This window comes from Streptomyces roseoviridis (genome assembly GCF_039535235.1).
Classification (GTDB): Bacteria; Actinomycetota; Actinomycetes; order Streptomycetales; family Streptomycetaceae; genus Streptomyces; species Streptomyces roseoviridis.
Window position 1 is genome coordinate 6,160,907 of record NZ_BAAAWU010000001.1, and the last position, 15,566, is coordinate 6,176,472.

Below are 15,566 nucleotides of genomic sequence, written 5' to 3' on the forward strand. Positions count from 1 at the left end.
GGGCCGTCCCGGCCCCTCCACCAGCCACCCCCCGGCCCACCACCCGCCACTACCCGGCCCACCACCCGCCACTACCCGGCCCACCTCCCCACCCGCCCCAACCCCGGTCCGCCACCCGCCACCCCCCGGCAACCTCACCCCCCGGCAACCCCACCCCTCCCGGCAACCCCACCCCCCGGCCGTCCCGGGTCACCGGCACCCCCGTCCCCGTGCCCTCGGGCGCCGCGCGTGACCCCGGTCACCTTCTGGTTTCCCTCTCCGGAGCCGGGGCAGGGGCGAGCCCGGAGTGGACCCGGTACGGGATTCAACGATTCGAGCCGAATGAGAATCGCCGTACGCGACGGGTGACGCGGGCCGATCCCGCCCCGCTCCACGGCCCGGCTGTGGGGTGGGGTCCCGCCAGGACGAAGTCCTCGGCGGGGAGGGCCGTTCTCGTTGCTACTCGTGAGGTGTATGTGTCCAGGCTCCAGGCCGACCACCTGTACAAGGTGTTCGGCAGACGACCCGACGAAGCCGTCCGTGAACTCGCCGCCGGCGACGGGACCGGGGCCGACCGCGACGCCCTGCGCGCCGACGGCACCACGGCGGCCGTGATCGACGCCTCCTTCGTCGTCGAACCCGGCCAGATCTTCGTCGTCATGGGTCTGTCCGGCTCGGGCAAGTCCACCCTGCTGCGCATGCTCAACGGCCTGCTCACCCCCACCGCGGGCCGCGTCCTCCACGACGGCCGCGACCTCACCGCCCTGTCCCCGCGCGAGCTGCGCGAGGTCCGGTCCAGGAAGATCAGCATGGTCTTCCAGCACTTCGCGCTCTTCCCGCACCGCAGCGTCCTCGAGAACGCCGCCTACGGCCTGGAAGTGCAGGGCGTCCCGCGCGCCGAGCGCCGGCGGCGCGCCGCCGAGGCCCTGGAGCTGTGCGGACTCGCCGGCTGGGAGGAGTCCTGGCCCGACGAGCTGTCCGGCGGCATGCAGCAGCGCGTGGGCCTCGCGCGCGCCCTCGCCACCGACGCCGACCTGCTCCTGATGGACGAGTCCTTCAGCGCCCTCGACCCGCTGATCCGCCGTGACATGCAGGACCAGCTGCTCGTGCTGCAGCGGAAGCTGAAGAAGACCATCGTCTTCATCACCCACGACCTCAACGAGGCCATGCGCCTCGGCGACCGCATCGCCGTCATGCGCGACGGCCGGATCGTCCAGCTCGGCACCGCCGAGGACATCCTGGTCCGGCCCGCCGACGACTACGTCGCCTCCTTCACCCAGGACGTCGACCGCACCCGGGTGCTCACCGCGGCCGCGGTGATGACCGACGGCAGCGTCGCCCCCGAGGACTGCCCGCCCGGCTGCGGTTGCCGGCCGGTCGCCCCCGAGACGCCCCTCGCCGAGCTGTGCACGGTCTCCGCGCGCTCCCTGCACCCCGTGCCCGTGGAGAACGCCGACGGCGAGCGGCTCGGCGTCGTCGCCCAGGACCGCCTCCTCGGCGTCATGGGCGGCCTCGACGTCGACGTGCGCCCCGGCCCGGTGGCCGAGGCCGCCGGCGGCCGCGCCGACGACCCGCACATCCCCGCCCAGGCCACCGCCCGGGCCGCCGCTCCGACCGCGCAGGCCGGCCGCGCCACCGCCCGGGCCACCGCCCCGACCGCCCAGGCCACCGCCCGCGTCACCGCCCCGCCCGCGCAGGCCGCCCGCGCCACCGCCCCGACCGCCAATGCCACCGCCCGGGCCGAAGGCGACACCGACGGGACGCATACCGGCCCCGGCGCGAAGGAGGTGACCACCGATGCCTAGGCTCCCCCTCGGCCAGTGGGTCGACAGCACCGTCGACTGGCTCCAGGCCCAGCTGTCCTGGCTCTTCGACGCCGTCACCACCGTCGTCACCGGCCTCTACGACGGCATCGACGCCGTCCTGTCCGCACCCCACCCGCTGCTCTTCGCCGGCATCCTCGCGATCGTCGCCTGGTGGCTGCGCGGCCTCGCCGCCGGTGTCCTCGCCTTCGCGGGCTTCGCCCTCGTGGACTCCATCGAGCTGTGGGACGACGCCATGTCGACCCTCTCGCTCGTCCTCGTCGCCACCCTCGTCACCCTGGTGATCGCCGTACCGCTCGGCATCTGGGCGGCCCGCTCCAAGGCCGTCAGCGCCGTACTGCGCCCCGTCCTGGACTTCATGCAGACCATGCCGGCGATGGTCTACCTCATCCCCGGCATCATCTTCTTCGGCGTCGGCGTGGTGCCCGGCATCATCGCCACCATCGTCTTCGCCCTGCCGCCGGGCGTGCGCATGACCGAACTCGGCATCCGCCAGGTCGACGGCGAACTCGTCGAGGCCGCCGAGGCGTTCGGCACCACCCCGCGCAACACCCTGCTGCGCGTGCAGCTGCCGCTCGCCCTGCCCACCCTCATGGCCGGCGTCAACCAGGTGATCATGCTCGGCCTGTCCATGGTCGTCATCGCCGGCATGGTCGGCGGCGGCGGACTCGGCGGCGCCGTCTACCGCGCCATCGGCAACGTCGACATCGGCCTCGGCTTCGAGGCCGGCATCTCCATCGTCATCCTCGCCATGTACCTCGACCGGATGACCGCGGCCCTCGGCCGCCAGGTCTCCCCGCTCGGCCGCCGCGCGGCCGCCAAGGCCCGCGCCGCGACCGCCGCCCGCGCCGGCGCGAAGATCTGGAGCCACCGCCCGCAGCCCGTCACCGCCCTCGTCGGCGTCGTCGTCCTGGCGCTCGTCGCCGGCGGCATGGGCTTCCTCGGCGGCGGCACCGCCTCCACCGCGTCCGGCGGCGGCACCGGCCAGGGCAAGAAGATCAGCCTCGGCTACATCCCCTGGGACGAGGGCATCGCCTCCACCTTCCTCTGGAAGGAACTCCTCGAACGCCGCGGCTACGAGGTCGACACCAGGCAGCTGGAGGCCGGCGCCCTCTACACCGGTCTCGCCGGCGGCCAGATCGACTTCCAGACCGACGCCTGGCTGCCCGTCACCCACGCCCAGTACTGGGAGAAGTACCGCGACGAGCTCGAGGACCTCGGCTCCTGGTACGGTCCCACCTCCCTGGAGCTCACCGTCCCCTCGTACATGAAGGACGTGAACACCCTCGCCGACCTCAAGGGCAGGGCCGGGACGTTCAAGGGCCGCATCGTCGGCATCGAGCCGAGCGCCGGAATGATGGGCATCCTCAAGGAGAAGGTCCTGAAGGACTACGGCCTCGCGGGCGAGTACGAGGTCGTCGACGGCTCCACCCCCGGCATGCTGGCCGAGCTCAAGCGCGCGTACGACAAGAAGCAGCCGATCGTCACCACCCTCTGGTCGCCGCACTGGGCCTACTCCACCTACGACCTCAAGAAGCTCAAGGACCCCAAGGGCAGCTGGGGCAAGGGCGACGGGGTCCACACCCTCGCCCGCAAGGGCTTCACCCGGGACAACCCCGAGGTCGGCGCCTGGCTGAAGGACTTCGAGCTCAGCGAGAAGGAACTGACCGGACTCGAAGCGGTCATCCAGGAGACCGGAAAGGGCAAGGAGCAGGAAGCCGTCCGCACCTGGCTCGACCGGAATCCGGGCGTCGCGGAGCGGCTCGTCCCGCAGTAGATCCGGATGCGCTGCGAAAAGGGGTGGTCGCCGAACGTGTTCGGCGACCACCCCTTTTCGCCACGACGCGAAACCCCGCCCCAAAGCTGCGTAAGGTGCAGGTAACCGACCGGTACACCGACGCACGAGGGAGGGGGCCGACATGGACGACAAGGAGTCGCTGCGCGTGGGCGCGGCCGTCAAGAGGCGCCGCCGGGCGCTCCAGCTCACCCTGGCCGTCGTCGCCCAGCGCAGCGGCCTGTCCGTGCCCTTCCTCAGCCAGGTCGAGAACGAGCGGGCCCGCCCCAGCGACCGCTCCCTCCAGCTCGTCGCCGCGGCCCTGGAGACGACCGCCGCCGAACTGCTCGCCGCCGCCGAGGCCGCCCGCACCGTCGACGTCGTACGGTCGGACGAGGAGCTGTGGGACATGCCGCCCGGCGTACGGCCCCTGGTCCGCGGCCGGCACCAGCTCCAGGCCCTGGAGTGCACCGGCGAACAGGACGCGGGGCGGGAATTCCTCCACCGCAACGACGAGTTGCTGTACGTCGCCGACGGCGCCGCCGAGGTCGAGGCCGAGGGCCGCGCCTACCGCCTGGAACGCGGCGACACCCTCTACCTCTCCGGCGGGGTGCGCCACCGCTGGCGGGCCACCGCGCCCGGCACCCGGCTCGTCTTCGTGTCCGTCGCCGACCACATCGAGGCAGCGGAGGCGTGAGCCACCCGAACCTTCCCGGCCGCCCGACCCCACCCAGCCGCCCGAGCCGTCCGGCCCCACCGACCCCACCGAGCCCTGCGACCCCACCAAGCCGCCCGAGCCCTGCGGGACGGCGGGGCGGCCCCCGAGTGGTGTCCCTCGTGCCGTCGCTCACCGAGGCCGTCGCCGTCTCCGCGCCCGGCGCCCTCGTCGGCGTCACCGACTGGTGCACCCACCCCGCGGACCTGGGCGGCGCCGCACGCGTCGGCGGCACCAAGAACCCCGACGTCGCCGCCGTCACCGCCCTCCGGCCCGACCTGGTGATCGCCAACGAGGAGGAGAACCGGCGGCCGGACCTCGACGCCCTGCGGGCCGCCGGGCTGGACGTCCTCGTCACCGAGGTCCGCACCCTCGACCAGGCCCTCGCCGAACTCGCCCGCGTCCTCGACGCCTGCGGGGTCCGGGGCCGGCCGCGCTGGCTCGACGAGGCCGAGGCCGCCTGGGCCTCGGTGGGGCCCTCCACGGCGGCGTACGACCCGCCCCTGACCGCCGTCGTGCCGATCTGGCGGCGGCCCTGGATGGTGCTCGGGCGCGACACCTTCGCCGGGGACCTGCTCGCCCGGCTCGGCGTGCGCAACCTGTACGGCGAGCACCCCGAACGCTATCCGCGCGTACCGCTGGAAGAACTCCACGCCGCCGCGCCGGATCTGGTGGTGCTGCCCGACGAGCCCTACTGCTTCACCGCCGACGACGGCCCCGAGGCATTCCCCGGTGCCGCCGCCGCGCTCGTCGACGGACGCCACCTGACCTGGTACGGGCCCTCGCTCGTCACCGCCCCGCGGTCACTGGCCGCGGCCCTGCGAGCAGCGCGCCGCTGAGCAGCCCGCGCACGGTGTGGGTGCCCGCCACCAGCCAGGCCGCGAGGAGAAGCACGTACAGGCCGACCGCCAGCCACCGGAAGGCGGCGAGCCCGGTGTGCCGGGCCAGGCCCTCGGCGCCCGTCACGCAGGTGCCCACCGGGAAGGTGAACGCCCAGAACGTCATCGCGAACCCCATGCCCCGGCGGCGGGCCCGCAGCACCAGCGCCCCGGCCAGAACCAGCCACAGCAGCGCGAAGCCGGTCACCGGGACTCCGTAGAGCACGGCGAAGGCGGAGAAGGCGTGCGCGTACGGGGCCGGGAGCACCCCGGCCGCGGCGTCGGCGAACGCGTTCGCCGCGGTCGTCGACTGCCCGAGCGGCCCCAGGACCAGGAACAGGGTGGGGGTGAGGGCGAGCGGCAGCGGACCCGCGGTCACCAGCCGCCCGAACACCAGGGGCAGCATCACCAGGGTCGCCAGCAGGCTGATGCCGAACATCGCGTGACAGGCGATCAGGAAGCTCTGCTGCACCTGGCCGGCGGGGAGATGGGGCAGCAGCAGCGGGCCGAGGGCCGCCGACACCATCGGGGCCACCACGGGCAGCAGCCACACCGGAGAGGCACCCTCGATCCGGTGGCGCGCCACCATCAGGTACGGGACGGCCACCGCCGCCGCCAGGCCGGTCACCGTGCCCGCCGTGAAGAGGACGGCGCCGACGGCGACGGCCGCGGGCAGGCCGATCCAGTCCCGGCCGAAGATCAGCGCGCCGCCGCCCACCGCGAGCAGCGCCATGGCCAGGCACCCGTAGAACGGAGCGGTCGCCGGGTCCAGCAGATGGGCGCGGGCCTGGTCGCGGTGGTGCGTCCAGTGCAGGGCGCGGGCGGCGAGCAGGGTCAGCAGCATCGCCAGCGAGAGCGCCCAGACCGCCGTGCAGGCGGTCCGCAGGCCGGGGACGCCGACCGGCAGGGCCGCCCCCGCGTTGGCGACGGCGGCGGTGCCCATCACCGAGGCGTACCAGTTCGGGCCGAGGTGACGGACCGCGGCCCACCGTGCGCCGGGGGTGGTGGCGACGGGGGCCGGACGGCGAGAGGGAGCGAGGGTTGCCATGGCTCGATCTTTTCGCCGGTCCACGCCCCCGACCAGGGACGTCCCGGCTATGAGGACATAAGCTGATCTTATGAGCAGTGAGCGTAGTGAGCGCAGTGAGCCGAGGGACGTCGTCCGCCTTCTGTCCCACCGCGTCCCCGACCTCGGCGCGCTCGAACTGCTCCTCGCCGTCGCCCGGCACGGCAGCCTCGGCCGCGCCGCCCGCGAGGTCGGCATCACCCAGCCCGCCGCCAGCAGCCGCATCCGTTCCATGGAGCGTCAGCTCGGCGTCGCCCTCGTCGACCGTTCACCGCGCGGCTCCCGGCTCACCGACGCGGGCGCGCTCGTCACCGACTGGGCACGGCGGATCGTGGAAGCCGCCGAGGCCTTCGACGCCGGGGTGCAGGCGCTGCGCGGGCGGCGCGACTCCCGGCTGCGGGTCGCCGCCTCCATGACCATCGCCGAGTACCTGCTGCCCGGCTGGCTCATCGCGCTGCGCAACGAGCGGCCCGACACCGCCGTCTCCCTCATGGCCGGGAACTCGGCGGCCGTCGCCGAGCGGCTGCTCGGCGGCGAGGCCGACCTCGGCTTCGTCGAGGGACTCGCCGTGCCCGACGGCCTCGACGGGACCGTCGTCGCCCACGACCGGCTCGCCGTCGTCGTGGCGCCCTCCCACTCGTGGGCCCGGCGCCGGGCCGCGCTCGACCCGGCGGAGCTGGCCGCCACCCCGCTGGTGCTGCGCGAGCGCGGCTCCGGGACCCGGCAGGTGCTCGACGCCGCCCTCGCCGCGCACGGGGGACTCGCGCAGCCGCTGCTGGAACTCGCCTCCACCACGGCCGTCAAGGCCGCCGCCGTCAGCGGAGCGGGGCCCGCGGTGCTGAGCGAGCTCGCCGTCGCCGAGGAGCTGGCGTCGCGGCGGCTGGTGGCCGTGCCGGTGGCGGGGGTGCTGCTGCGGCGGGACCTGCGGGCCGTGTGGCCGGCGGGTCACCGGCCGACGGGGCCGGCGCGGGATCTGCTGTCGCTGACGCGGGGGTGACGGCGCGTCGGCCGGGCGGGCGCGGCCCGGTGACTGCCCGGCGCCCGTTCCCGCCCGGTGGGCGTCCGCTCAGGCCGTCGTCACGTCGCGGAAGGTCACCTTGCCGTCGACGGCGGTCAGGAGGACCGGGAGCTGCGGGAGGTCGGCTGCCGGGGTGGTCAGCGGGTCGTCCGCCAGGACCGTGAGGTCGGCGCGGTGGCCGAGGGCGATGCGGCCCGCCTCGTGCTCCTCGCGGGCGGCAAAGGCCGCGTTGACCGTCATGCCGCGCAGCGCCTCCAGCGCCGTCAGCGCCTGCTCCGGGGCGTGCGGAGGGCGGCTGAGGTCGCGGGTCGGGCGGCGGTGGCGGGCGCCCGCCATGACGGTGAGGGGCGGGAAGGGGGCGATCGGCCAGTCGGAGCCCAGGACGACGGTCGCCCCCGAGTCCCACAGGTCGCGGCAGCGCCACGCCCGGGAGGCGCGCTCCTCGCCCAGCCGGCGGGACCAGTTGTCGGTGTGGTCGGCCCGGGTGAAGTCGCAGCAGTGGGTGGGCTGCATCGAGGCGACGACGCCCAGTTCGGCGAAGCGGTGCAGGGTGTCGTCCGGGACGGTCTCGATGTGCTCGACGCGGTGGCGGACCGGGCGGCCCGCGTGGGCCTGCGCCTTCTGTACGGCGTCGAGGGCGTGGCGTACGGCGGCGTCGCCGATGGCGTGGGTGGCGGTGGGGGTCCCGGCGCGGTGCAGTTCGCCGATGACGGCGGTGTAGGCGGCCGGATCGGGCCAGAACGCGTGCGTCGACTCGCCGTGGCAGTCGGGGCGTTCCAGCCACGCGGTGCCGTTGTCGATCGTGCCGTCCATGAAGAGCTTCACGCCGTCCACGCGCCAGAGCCCGCCGCCCGTGCCCTGCACGGCGATCAGTTCGCGTACGCCGTCGGCGTCCGTGCCGGGCTGGCACCAGGGGGCGACGCGCAGGCGGAGGGGGAGCTCGCCGGCCGCGTCGAGTTCGGCGAGGAGGGCGAGGCTCGCGCCGTTCGCGTCCATGACGTGGCCGCCGGTCAGGCCCGCCGCAGCCATCGAGCGCAGGGCGGCCGCGAGGCGGTCGCGGCGCTCGGCGTGGGTCGGCCGCGGGGCGACCCGTTCGACCAGTTCGCAGGCCGCGTCCTCCTGGAGGAGACCGGTCGGCCGGCCGTGCTCGTCGCACACCACCTCCGCGGACGCCTGGTCGAAGCGGCGCGGCCCGTCGACACCGGCGATCTCCAGGGCGCGGCGGCTGGCGAGGGCGGAGTGGGCGTCGAAGAGCAGCAGGAAGGCGGGCACGCCGGCGAGGACGGTGTCGAAGGGGGCGATGCCGACGGGTTCGTCGCCGAAGACGTTCGGGTCGAGACCCCAGGCGAAGAGCCAGTCCCCGCGGCCGAGGCGGCCGACCTCGCGGGAGAGCGCGTCCCGTACGTCCGCCAGGTCGGCGCACTGCGACAGGTCGAGCCCGTGGGTGAGGTCGGCGCCCGTGACGGGGTGGAGGTGACCGTCGACCAGGCCCGCGGTGACCACCGCCCCCTTCAGGTCGACGACCTCGGTCGCCGGGCCGGCGAGGGCGCGCATCTCCCGGTCGTCGCCGAGCGCGGCGATCCGTCCGCTCTCGGCGACGGCGAGCGCGGTCTCCGGCAGGAAGGAGCCGGTGCCGGGGTCGAGCAGCCGGGCGGAGGACAGGACGAGGCGGGTGCGCACAGGGGCTCCAGGGCGAGGAGGAGGCGGGTGACGGAGGTCAGTGGGGCAGGGTGGCGGGGAGCGCGTCCGCCTCGCGGGTCAGGGTGCCCGGCGCCAGGCCGAGTTCGCGTTCCGTGGTGGTGACGGCCATCCGCAGCACCGCCTCCGGGCGGTAGCTCCGGTCGGTGTTGGCGTGGGCGGCGAGGCCGTCCAGGACGACCAGGATCATGATCGCCGTCGCATGGGGGTCCTCCGTGCGGAACTCCCCGCGGGCGACGCCGTCGCGGATGACACCTTCGAGGCGGTCGTCGGAGGCGAGCTCCATCGCGCGGACCCGGTCGCGCAGGACCGGCCGGTAGCGGCTGAGGTGGCGGGCGTTGATCCAGAGGCGGCTGATGTCGTCGTAGGCGTCTCCGGAGGAGAGCGCGAAGTAGCGGGCGAGGTACTGGGTGGGCGTGCCGTCGGGCCGGTCGGCGGGGAGCAGCGAGTCGAGCTCACCCGTGGCGGCGACGGCGAATGCCTCGGCCACCAGCTCCTCCGCGGAGGGGAAGTAGTGGCTGATCAGACCGGGGCGCACATCGAGCTCCTCGGCGATCCGGCGCAGGGTCACGCACTCCAGGCCCTCGGTGAGGGCGACGGACGCGGCCGCGTCGACGATCTCCGCGCGCCGGGCCTCGGGGGACTTTCGAACGCGTTTGCGCGGGACGCTTGACGACATACCGGGGATGCTATTGAGTGTGCGACCAATAAGCAACCAGGTGTGCACGACACGCTCTCCGGAGGGCCGTATGGCTGCCACGTTTCCCGATCCGAGCCCCCGGTCCACGGAGGCTGCCGTCACCGGTCGCGCCACGCGGATCGAGTCCCACGGCATCGACCACATCCCGGACGGCGAGCGGCACGGACGGCCCGGCGAGCTCTTCTCCGTCTGGGCCGCCGCCAACGTCAACTACCTGAGCCTCGTCATCGGCGGCGCCCTTGTCCTCATGGGCCTGAGCCTCGTCCAGGCGTTCGCGGTGATCGTCGTCGGCAACCTGTTCTGGCTGCTCACCGGTGTGCTCGCGATCTCGGGACCCGCCGCGGGAGCGCCCAGCGAGGTGATCACCCGGGCCGTCTACGGCGTGCGCGGCAACCGCGTGAACAACGCCGTCACCGGCTGGGCCATCTCCGTCTGCTACTTCGCGCTCAACCTGGCCGCGGCCGCCGGGGCCGCGTTCGCCCTGGCGGGGAAGGCCGGGATCGACGCCTCCACGGGCGTCAAGATCGTGGTGGTCCTCGTGATCGCCGGGGTCACCCTGACCATCGGCGTCTACGGGCACGGGCTCATCGTCCGGCTCTACCTGCCCCTCACCATCGCCCTGACGGCCGTCTTCGGCGCCGTGGCCTACGCGGTGCTGCTGCACGCCGACTTCGGCTACGCGCCGGACGCCCCACTGCGCGGCGCCGACCTGTGGGCCACGCTGATCGCCGGGGTGACGCTGATCGCGGCCGGCCCGCTCTCGTACACCACCAGCGCGGACTTCTCCCGCTATCTGCCGCGGACCTCCTCGGCGAAGGCGGTCATGGGGTGGACCGCCCTCGGAGGCTTCCTGCCGAGCGTCGCGGTGTGCACGCTCGGCGCCCTCGCCGCGACCGTCGTCGACATGACCGACCCCCAGGCCGCCCTGGAGTCGCTGCTGCCGGGCTGGTTCGCGCCCGTCTTCCTGCTCGCCCTCGTGCTCGGCACCATCGCCATCAACGCCATGACCGCCTACAGCGCCGGGCTCGCCCTCCAGGCCGTGGGCCTGCGCATCCGGCGCTCCCGCAGCGTCCTGGTCGACGGCGCGGTGGCGGTCGCCCTGACCCTGTACGCGCTGCTCGTCTCCAACTTCCTGGACACCGTCAGCAACGTGCTGCAGCTGACCGTCGTCCTGCTGGGCCCGGCCATGACCGTGTACGCGGTCGACATCCTGCTGCGCCGCAACCGCTACGACGGGCCCGCCCTGATGGACGAGACCCGGGCCGGCTCCTTCTGGTACGCGGGCGGGGTCAACCCGGCCGGCGCGGCCGGGGTGCTCGGCGGGGCCGGCGTCGCGGCGCTGTGCGTGAACACCGCGTACACCGGGCCCGTCGCCCGCGCCCTCGGCGGCATCGACCTCGCCCTGCCGGTGGGGATGGCCGTCGCCGGGGTGCTCTACGCCGTCCTCATGCGCGGGCGGCTCGCCCGCTAGCCGCCGCCACGAGCCCCCGCACCACCCGCAGGTCCTCGCCCATCTCCGGGTGCCACTGGACGCCCAGCACCCAGGCGGGGGAGGGCAGCTCGATCGCCTCGACCGTGCCGTCCCCGGCATGGGCCGAGGCGATCAGGTTCTTGCCGAGGATGTCCACGCACTGGTGGTGGTAGGTGGGGACGGAAGCCGGCTCCGGGACCAGCGCGGCGTAGCGGGTTCCCGGGACCGGTGACACCGGATGGCGGCCGATCACGCCGACCGCCTCCGTGTGGCCGTCCAGGTGCTGCACGAGGGTGCCGCCGAGCGCCACGTTGAGCAGCTGCATGCCCCGGCAGATGCCGAGCAGCGGGATGCCGGCGGCCAGGGCCGCGTCGATCAGGGCCAGTTCCCAGCCGTCCCGCTCCCGGGCGGGCGGCCCCGTACGGGGGTCGGGCTCGGCCCCGTACCGCACCGGTTCCACGTCCGCGCCGCCCGCCACCACCAGGGCGTCCAGGCGGTCCACCGTCTGCGCCGCCGCGGACGGATCGTCCGGCGGCAGCATCGCCGCGAGCCCGCCGCCGCGCTGGATCAGGCGGGGGTACGCGGCCGGGAGCAGCGCCGCCGGCAGGTCCCACACGCCCCAGCGGGCCTGGTCGAGATAGGTCGTGACGCCGATGAGCGGCTTGGACACGGAAGACTCCTTCAAGGGATCGTGCGTCGGTCAGCGTTCGAGTTCGGCCTCGGCCGCGGCGAGCGCCGCGAACTCCTCCTCGGGTGCCTTCGCCACCAGGTGGTGGCGACTGTAGAACGCGAAGTAGGCGAGGGCGATCACGTACACGGCGAGCGCGATGAACGCCGCGTCCTTGTCGACCAGGAAGGTCGCCACCAGGGCGGCGAGGGCCAGCACGAAGGCGACCGATGAGGTCAGCACACCGCCCGGGGTGCGGTACGGGCGGTGCAGGCCGGGCTCGCGGCGGCGCAGCACGATGTGCGAGAGCGCCATCAGGGCGTACGAGATGGTCGCGCCGAACACCGCGATGTTCAGCATCCGCGCCCCGTCCCCGGTCCCCGCGGCGAGCGCGAAACCGAGCGCGCCGGGAATGAGCAGCCCCAGGTAGGGCGACTTGCGGCGGCTGGTCAGGGAGAGGAAGCGGGGCAGGTAGCCGGCCCGGGACAGCGCGAAGAGCTGGCGGGAGCCCGCGTAGATGAGGGAGAAGAAGGACGCGACCAGGCCCGCGAGCCCCGCGTAGTTCACGAAGCGGCTGAGCGCGGTCGGCTCCCCGTCGCCCTGGAGCGCCACCACCAGCGGATTGCCGGCCTCCTGGATGGCGGCCGAGCCGCGGGCCCCGGTCGCCGCGAGGAAGGTGATCAGCGCGAGGACCACGAGGACGCCCATCGACAGGGCGAGCGCCCTCGGCATCGAGCGCACCGGGTCCTTGGCCTCCTCGGCGGCGAGCGGCACGCCCTCGACACCCAGGAAGAACCACATGCCGAAGGGGAACGCGGCCCAGATGCCGAGCAGGCCGAACGGCAGCCAGGAGCTGGAGCCGGTCGCCTCCGGGTCGGCGGGGATGTCGTCGAGGCCGGACACGTGGAAGTCGCTCAGCGCGCCGAGGGCGAAGACCAGCAGCGCGGCCACCGCGACGGCGGTGACGATCAGGCTGAAGCGCAGCGCCTCGCCCACGCCCCACAGGTGGATGCCGATGAACAGGGCGAAGCAGACCAGGTAGACGGGCCAGCCCGACTCCAGGCCGAACAGCCCGAGGGACTCCACGTAGTCGCCGATGAAGATGGAGATGGCGGCGGGCGCGAGGACGTACTCGATGAGGATCGCCGTCCCGGTCAGGAAGCCGCCCCAGGTGCCGAGCGCCCGCCGGGCGAAGCCGTAGCCGCCGCCGGCCGTGGGCAGGATCGCGGACAGCTCGGCGAGCGCGAACACCAGACAGGCGTACATGGCGCCCATGAGCACGGTCGCGACGGCGAGACCGCCGAAGCCGCCCTTGGACAGTCCGATGTTCCAGCCGGAGAAGTCGCCCGAGACGACGTACGCCACCCCGAGACCGGTCAGCAGCAGCCAGCCCGCGCTGCCGCGGCGCAGGGTGCGGCGCTGAAGGTAGTCGTCGGGCGCGGCCTTGCTTGCTGTGGTGCCTGAGGTGTCTTCCAGCGTCATGGCGGCGGTCAGCTCCCCGGAACGGGCCCAATGGATTGGTGCCATACCTTTGCGCCGTCGGGGCGGACGGCGCAAGACCCCTGCGTTACGTTCCGGTTACGCGGCCGGGGCGCCGCTCAGGTCAGAAAGCCGCGCAGCAGCGCCGCCGTCCCCGCGCAGTGCTCCCGCATCACCTCGCGCGCCGCGTCCGCGTCCCCGTCGAGCACCGCCTCCACCAGGGCCGTGTGCTGGTGCTGCGAGTGCTCCAGGTTGCGCACCAGCAGGGGGATGCAGTCCAGCAGGTCGTTGACGGTCGCCCGGACCGCCGCGTACTGCGCCGTCAGCGTCGGCGAACCGGACAGCTCGGCGAGGGTGAGGTGCAGCAGCGTGTCCTGCCGCCGGTAGTCGCCGAGCGGTGCGTCATGGGTCGCCGCGAGGGCCGCGCGCAGCCGCTCGGCACCCCCCTCGGTCAGGCCGTGCGCCGCGCACAGCCCGGCCGCGCCCACCTCCAGGACCTCGCGGAAGCGCAGCGTGTCCTCCATGTCGACGGCGGCGATCCGGCGGCGCAGCTCCGCCTCGTCGGCCGTCTGCGCGCGCCGCAGCACGAACGTTCCGCCGTACCGGCCCCGCCGGCTCTCCACCAGGCCCTGCTCCTGGAGCACCTTCAGGACCTCGCGCAGCGTGACCCGGCTGATCCCCATCCGGTCCGCGAGCTCCCGCTCGGCCGGCAGCCGCTCCCCGCCCGGCACCAGCCCCAGGCGCACGACCTGCAGGATCTGCTCCAGGGCCTCCTCGAAACCGTTGCCCGCGCGCACCGGCCGCAGCACGGACGTCAGCCGGTCCGCCGATCCACCCGTACTGGCCACCTCGCCGTTTCCCCTTCCCAAGCAATGGTTCTGAGCAATACCTTATGGCTCCCGGCAGCCCGAAGGAGGAGTCATCCCGTGGCAGACCGCACACCCCCGCTCGCCGTCGACGAGCTCCGCTCGCTCGTCGCGAACGGCGAGATCGACACCGTCGTCCTGGCCTTCCCCGACATGCAGGGACGGCTCCAGGGCAAGCGGTTCGCCGCACCGTTCTTCCTGAGCGACGTCCTCGACCACGGCACCGAGGGCTGCAACTATCTTCTGGCCGTCGACGCCGAGATGAACACCGTCGACGGCTACGAGATGTCCTCCTGGGACCGCGGCTACGGCGACTTCGCCATGCGCCCCGACCTCTCCACCCTGCGCCGCGTCCCCTGGAACGAGGCCACCGCCATGGTGATGGCCGACCTCGCCTGGAGCGACGGCAGCCCCGTCGTCGCCGCCCCGCGCCAGATCCTCCGCCGCCAGCTCGACCGGCTCGCCGCCCACGGCTTCACCGCCCACGTCGGCACCGAGCTCGAGTTCATCGTCTTCAAGGACACCTACGAGCAGGCGTGGGACGCGAACTACCGCGGTCTGACCCCCGCCAACCAGTACAACATCGACTACTCCATCCTGGGCACCGGGCGGATCGAGCCCCTGCTGCGCCGCATCCGCAACGAGATGACCGCCGCAGGACTCACCGTCGAGTCCGCCAAGGGCGAGTGCAACCCCGGCCAGCACGAGATCGCCTTCAAGTACGACGAAGCCCTCGTCACCTGCGACCAGCACGCCGTCTACAAGACCGGAGCCAAGGAGATCGCCGCCCAGGAGGGCTGCTCGCTCACCTTCATGGCCAAGTACAACGAGCGCGAGGGCAACTCCTGCCACATCCACCTCTCCCTCCAGGACGCCGACGGCCGTAACGTCATGGCGGGGGACGGACCCGACGGCATGTCCGACGTCATGCGGCACTTCCTGGCCGGACAGCTCGCCGCCCTGCGCGACTTCTCCCTCCTCTACGCCCCGAACGTCAACTCCTACAAGCGGTTCCAGCCGGGCTCCTTCGCCCCCACCGCCGTCGCCTGGGGCCACGACAACCGCACCTGCGCCCTGCGGATCGTCGGCCACGGCCGCTCCACCCGCTTCGAGAACCGCCTCCCCGGCGGCGACGTCAACCCCTACCTCGCCGTCGCCGCCCTCGTCGCCGCCGGCCTCCACGGCCTCGAACAGGGCCTCGAACTCCCGCCCGCCTGCACCGGCAACGCCTACACCGGCGGATACGAGCACGTGCCCACCAATCTGCGCGAAGCCGCCGAGCTCTGGGAGAACAGCGAGATCGCCAAGGCCGCCTTCGGCCCCGAGGTCGTCGCCCACTACCGCAACATGGCCCGCGTCGAACTCGACGCCTACGACGCCGCCGTCACCGACTGGGAACTGCGCCGCTCCTTCGAACGCATGTGAGGAACGA

13 protein-coding genes are annotated in these 15,566 nt (G+C 73.7%); 7 read left to right on the top strand and 6 right to left on the bottom strand.

The features are described 5' to 3' along the window. Positions 1-455: 455 nt before the first annotated feature. The 4 genes from ABD954_RS27835 to ABD954_RS27850 all read left to right on the top strand — a co-directional run bounded on the left by ABD954_RS27835 (position 456) and on the right by ABD954_RS27850 (position 5,130). The gene (locus ABD954_RS27835) at positions 456-1,784 is read left to right on the top strand and encodes a quaternary amine ABC transporter ATP-binding protein (RefSeq protein ID WP_382745578.1); all 1,329 of its coding nucleotides are present in this window, start codon (positions 456-458) and stop codon (positions 1,782-1,784) included. Continuing rightward, entirely contained in the window at positions 1,777-3,579 is a 1,803-nt protein-coding gene (locus ABD954_RS27840) for an ABC transporter permease/substrate binding protein (protein ID WP_345490081.1), read from the top strand. The genes ABD954_RS27835 and ABD954_RS27840 overlap by 8 nt, the downstream gene beginning before the upstream one ends. A gap of 142 nt (positions 3,580-3,721) precedes the next feature. Further along, on the top strand, positions 3,722-4,273 hold the full coding sequence (locus ABD954_RS27845) for a helix-turn-helix domain-containing protein (protein ID WP_345490083.1): 552 nt from the start codon (positions 3,722-3,724) through the stop codon (positions 4,271-4,273). A 128-nt stretch (positions 4,274-4,401) separates the two neighbouring features. Beyond that, complete coding sequence (locus ABD954_RS27850; protein WP_345490085.1) at positions 4,402-5,130, top strand: helical backbone metal receptor; 729 nt, start codon at positions 4,402-4,404, stop codon at positions 5,128-5,130. Here ABD954_RS27850 and ABD954_RS27855 read toward each other — a convergent pair. Further along, positions 5,081-6,217: a TDT family transporter gene (locus ABD954_RS27855; protein ID WP_345490087.1), complete on the bottom strand. Its 1,137-nt coding sequence runs from the start codon at positions 6,215-6,217 to the stop codon at positions 5,081-5,083. The two genes, ABD954_RS27850 and ABD954_RS27855, sit on opposite strands and share 50 nt — an antisense overlap. Positions 6,218-6,287: 70 nt before the next feature. On the opposite strand from ABD954_RS27855, the gene ABD954_RS27860 reads away from it, so the two are divergent. Beyond that, positions 6,288-7,232 (top strand): LysR family transcriptional regulator, encoded by a 945-nt coding sequence (locus ABD954_RS27860; protein ID WP_345490089.1) that lies wholly within the window; start codon positions 6,288-6,290, stop codon positions 7,230-7,232. Positions 7,233-7,301: 69 nt separating this feature from the next. On the opposite strand, the gene ABD954_RS27865 is transcribed toward ABD954_RS27860, so the two are convergent. Together ABD954_RS27865 and ABD954_RS27870 are read right to left on the bottom strand one after the other, a co-directional pair. Next, a complete protein-coding gene (locus ABD954_RS27865; RefSeq protein WP_345490091.1) occupies positions 7,302-8,933 on the bottom strand; it encodes an amidohydrolase in 1,632 nt (543 codons plus the stop codon). A 37-nt stretch (positions 8,934-8,970) separates the two neighbouring features. Further along, complete coding sequence (locus tag ABD954_RS27870; RefSeq protein ID WP_345490093.1) at positions 8,971-9,630, bottom strand: TetR/AcrR family transcriptional regulator; 660 nt, start codon at positions 9,628-9,630, stop codon at positions 8,971-8,973. 70 nt (positions 9,631-9,700) lie between these two features. On the opposite strand from ABD954_RS27870, the gene ABD954_RS27875 reads away from it, so the two are divergent. Continuing rightward, positions 9,701-11,122, top strand: coding sequence for a purine-cytosine permease family protein (locus ABD954_RS27875; protein WP_345490095.1), 1,422 nt, complete (start codon positions 9,701-9,703; stop codon positions 11,120-11,122). On the opposite strand, the gene ABD954_RS27880 is transcribed toward ABD954_RS27875, so the two are convergent. The 3 genes from ABD954_RS27880 to ABD954_RS27890 all read right to left on the bottom strand — a co-directional run bounded on the left by ABD954_RS27880 (position 11,097) and on the right by ABD954_RS27890 (position 14,116). Beyond that, on the bottom strand, positions 11,097-11,792 hold the full coding sequence (locus tag ABD954_RS27880; protein ID WP_345490097.1) for a gamma-glutamyl-gamma-aminobutyrate hydrolase family protein: 696 nt from the start codon (positions 11,790-11,792) through the stop codon (positions 11,097-11,099). The genes ABD954_RS27875 and ABD954_RS27880 overlap by 26 nt on opposite strands. A gap of 30 nt (positions 11,793-11,822) precedes the next feature. Continuing rightward, positions 11,823-13,271, bottom strand: a complete 1,449-nt coding sequence (gene eat, locus ABD954_RS27885; RefSeq protein WP_345492516.1) for an ethanolamine permease — start codon at positions 13,269-13,271, stop codon at positions 11,823-11,825. A 116-nt stretch (positions 13,272-13,387) separates the two neighbouring features. Beyond that, positions 13,388-14,116, bottom strand: coding sequence for a FadR/GntR family transcriptional regulator (locus ABD954_RS27890; RefSeq protein WP_345490099.1), 729 nt, complete (start codon positions 14,114-14,116; stop codon positions 13,388-13,390). A 78-nt stretch (positions 14,117-14,194) separates the two neighbouring features. On the opposite strand from ABD954_RS27890, the gene ABD954_RS27895 reads away from it, so the two are divergent. Beyond that, the gene (locus tag ABD954_RS27895; RefSeq protein WP_345490101.1) at positions 14,195-15,559 is read left to right on the top strand and encodes a glutamine synthetase family protein; all 1,365 of its coding nucleotides are present in this window, start codon (positions 14,195-14,197) and stop codon (positions 15,557-15,559) included. Positions 15,560-15,566 lie beyond the last annotated feature (7 nt).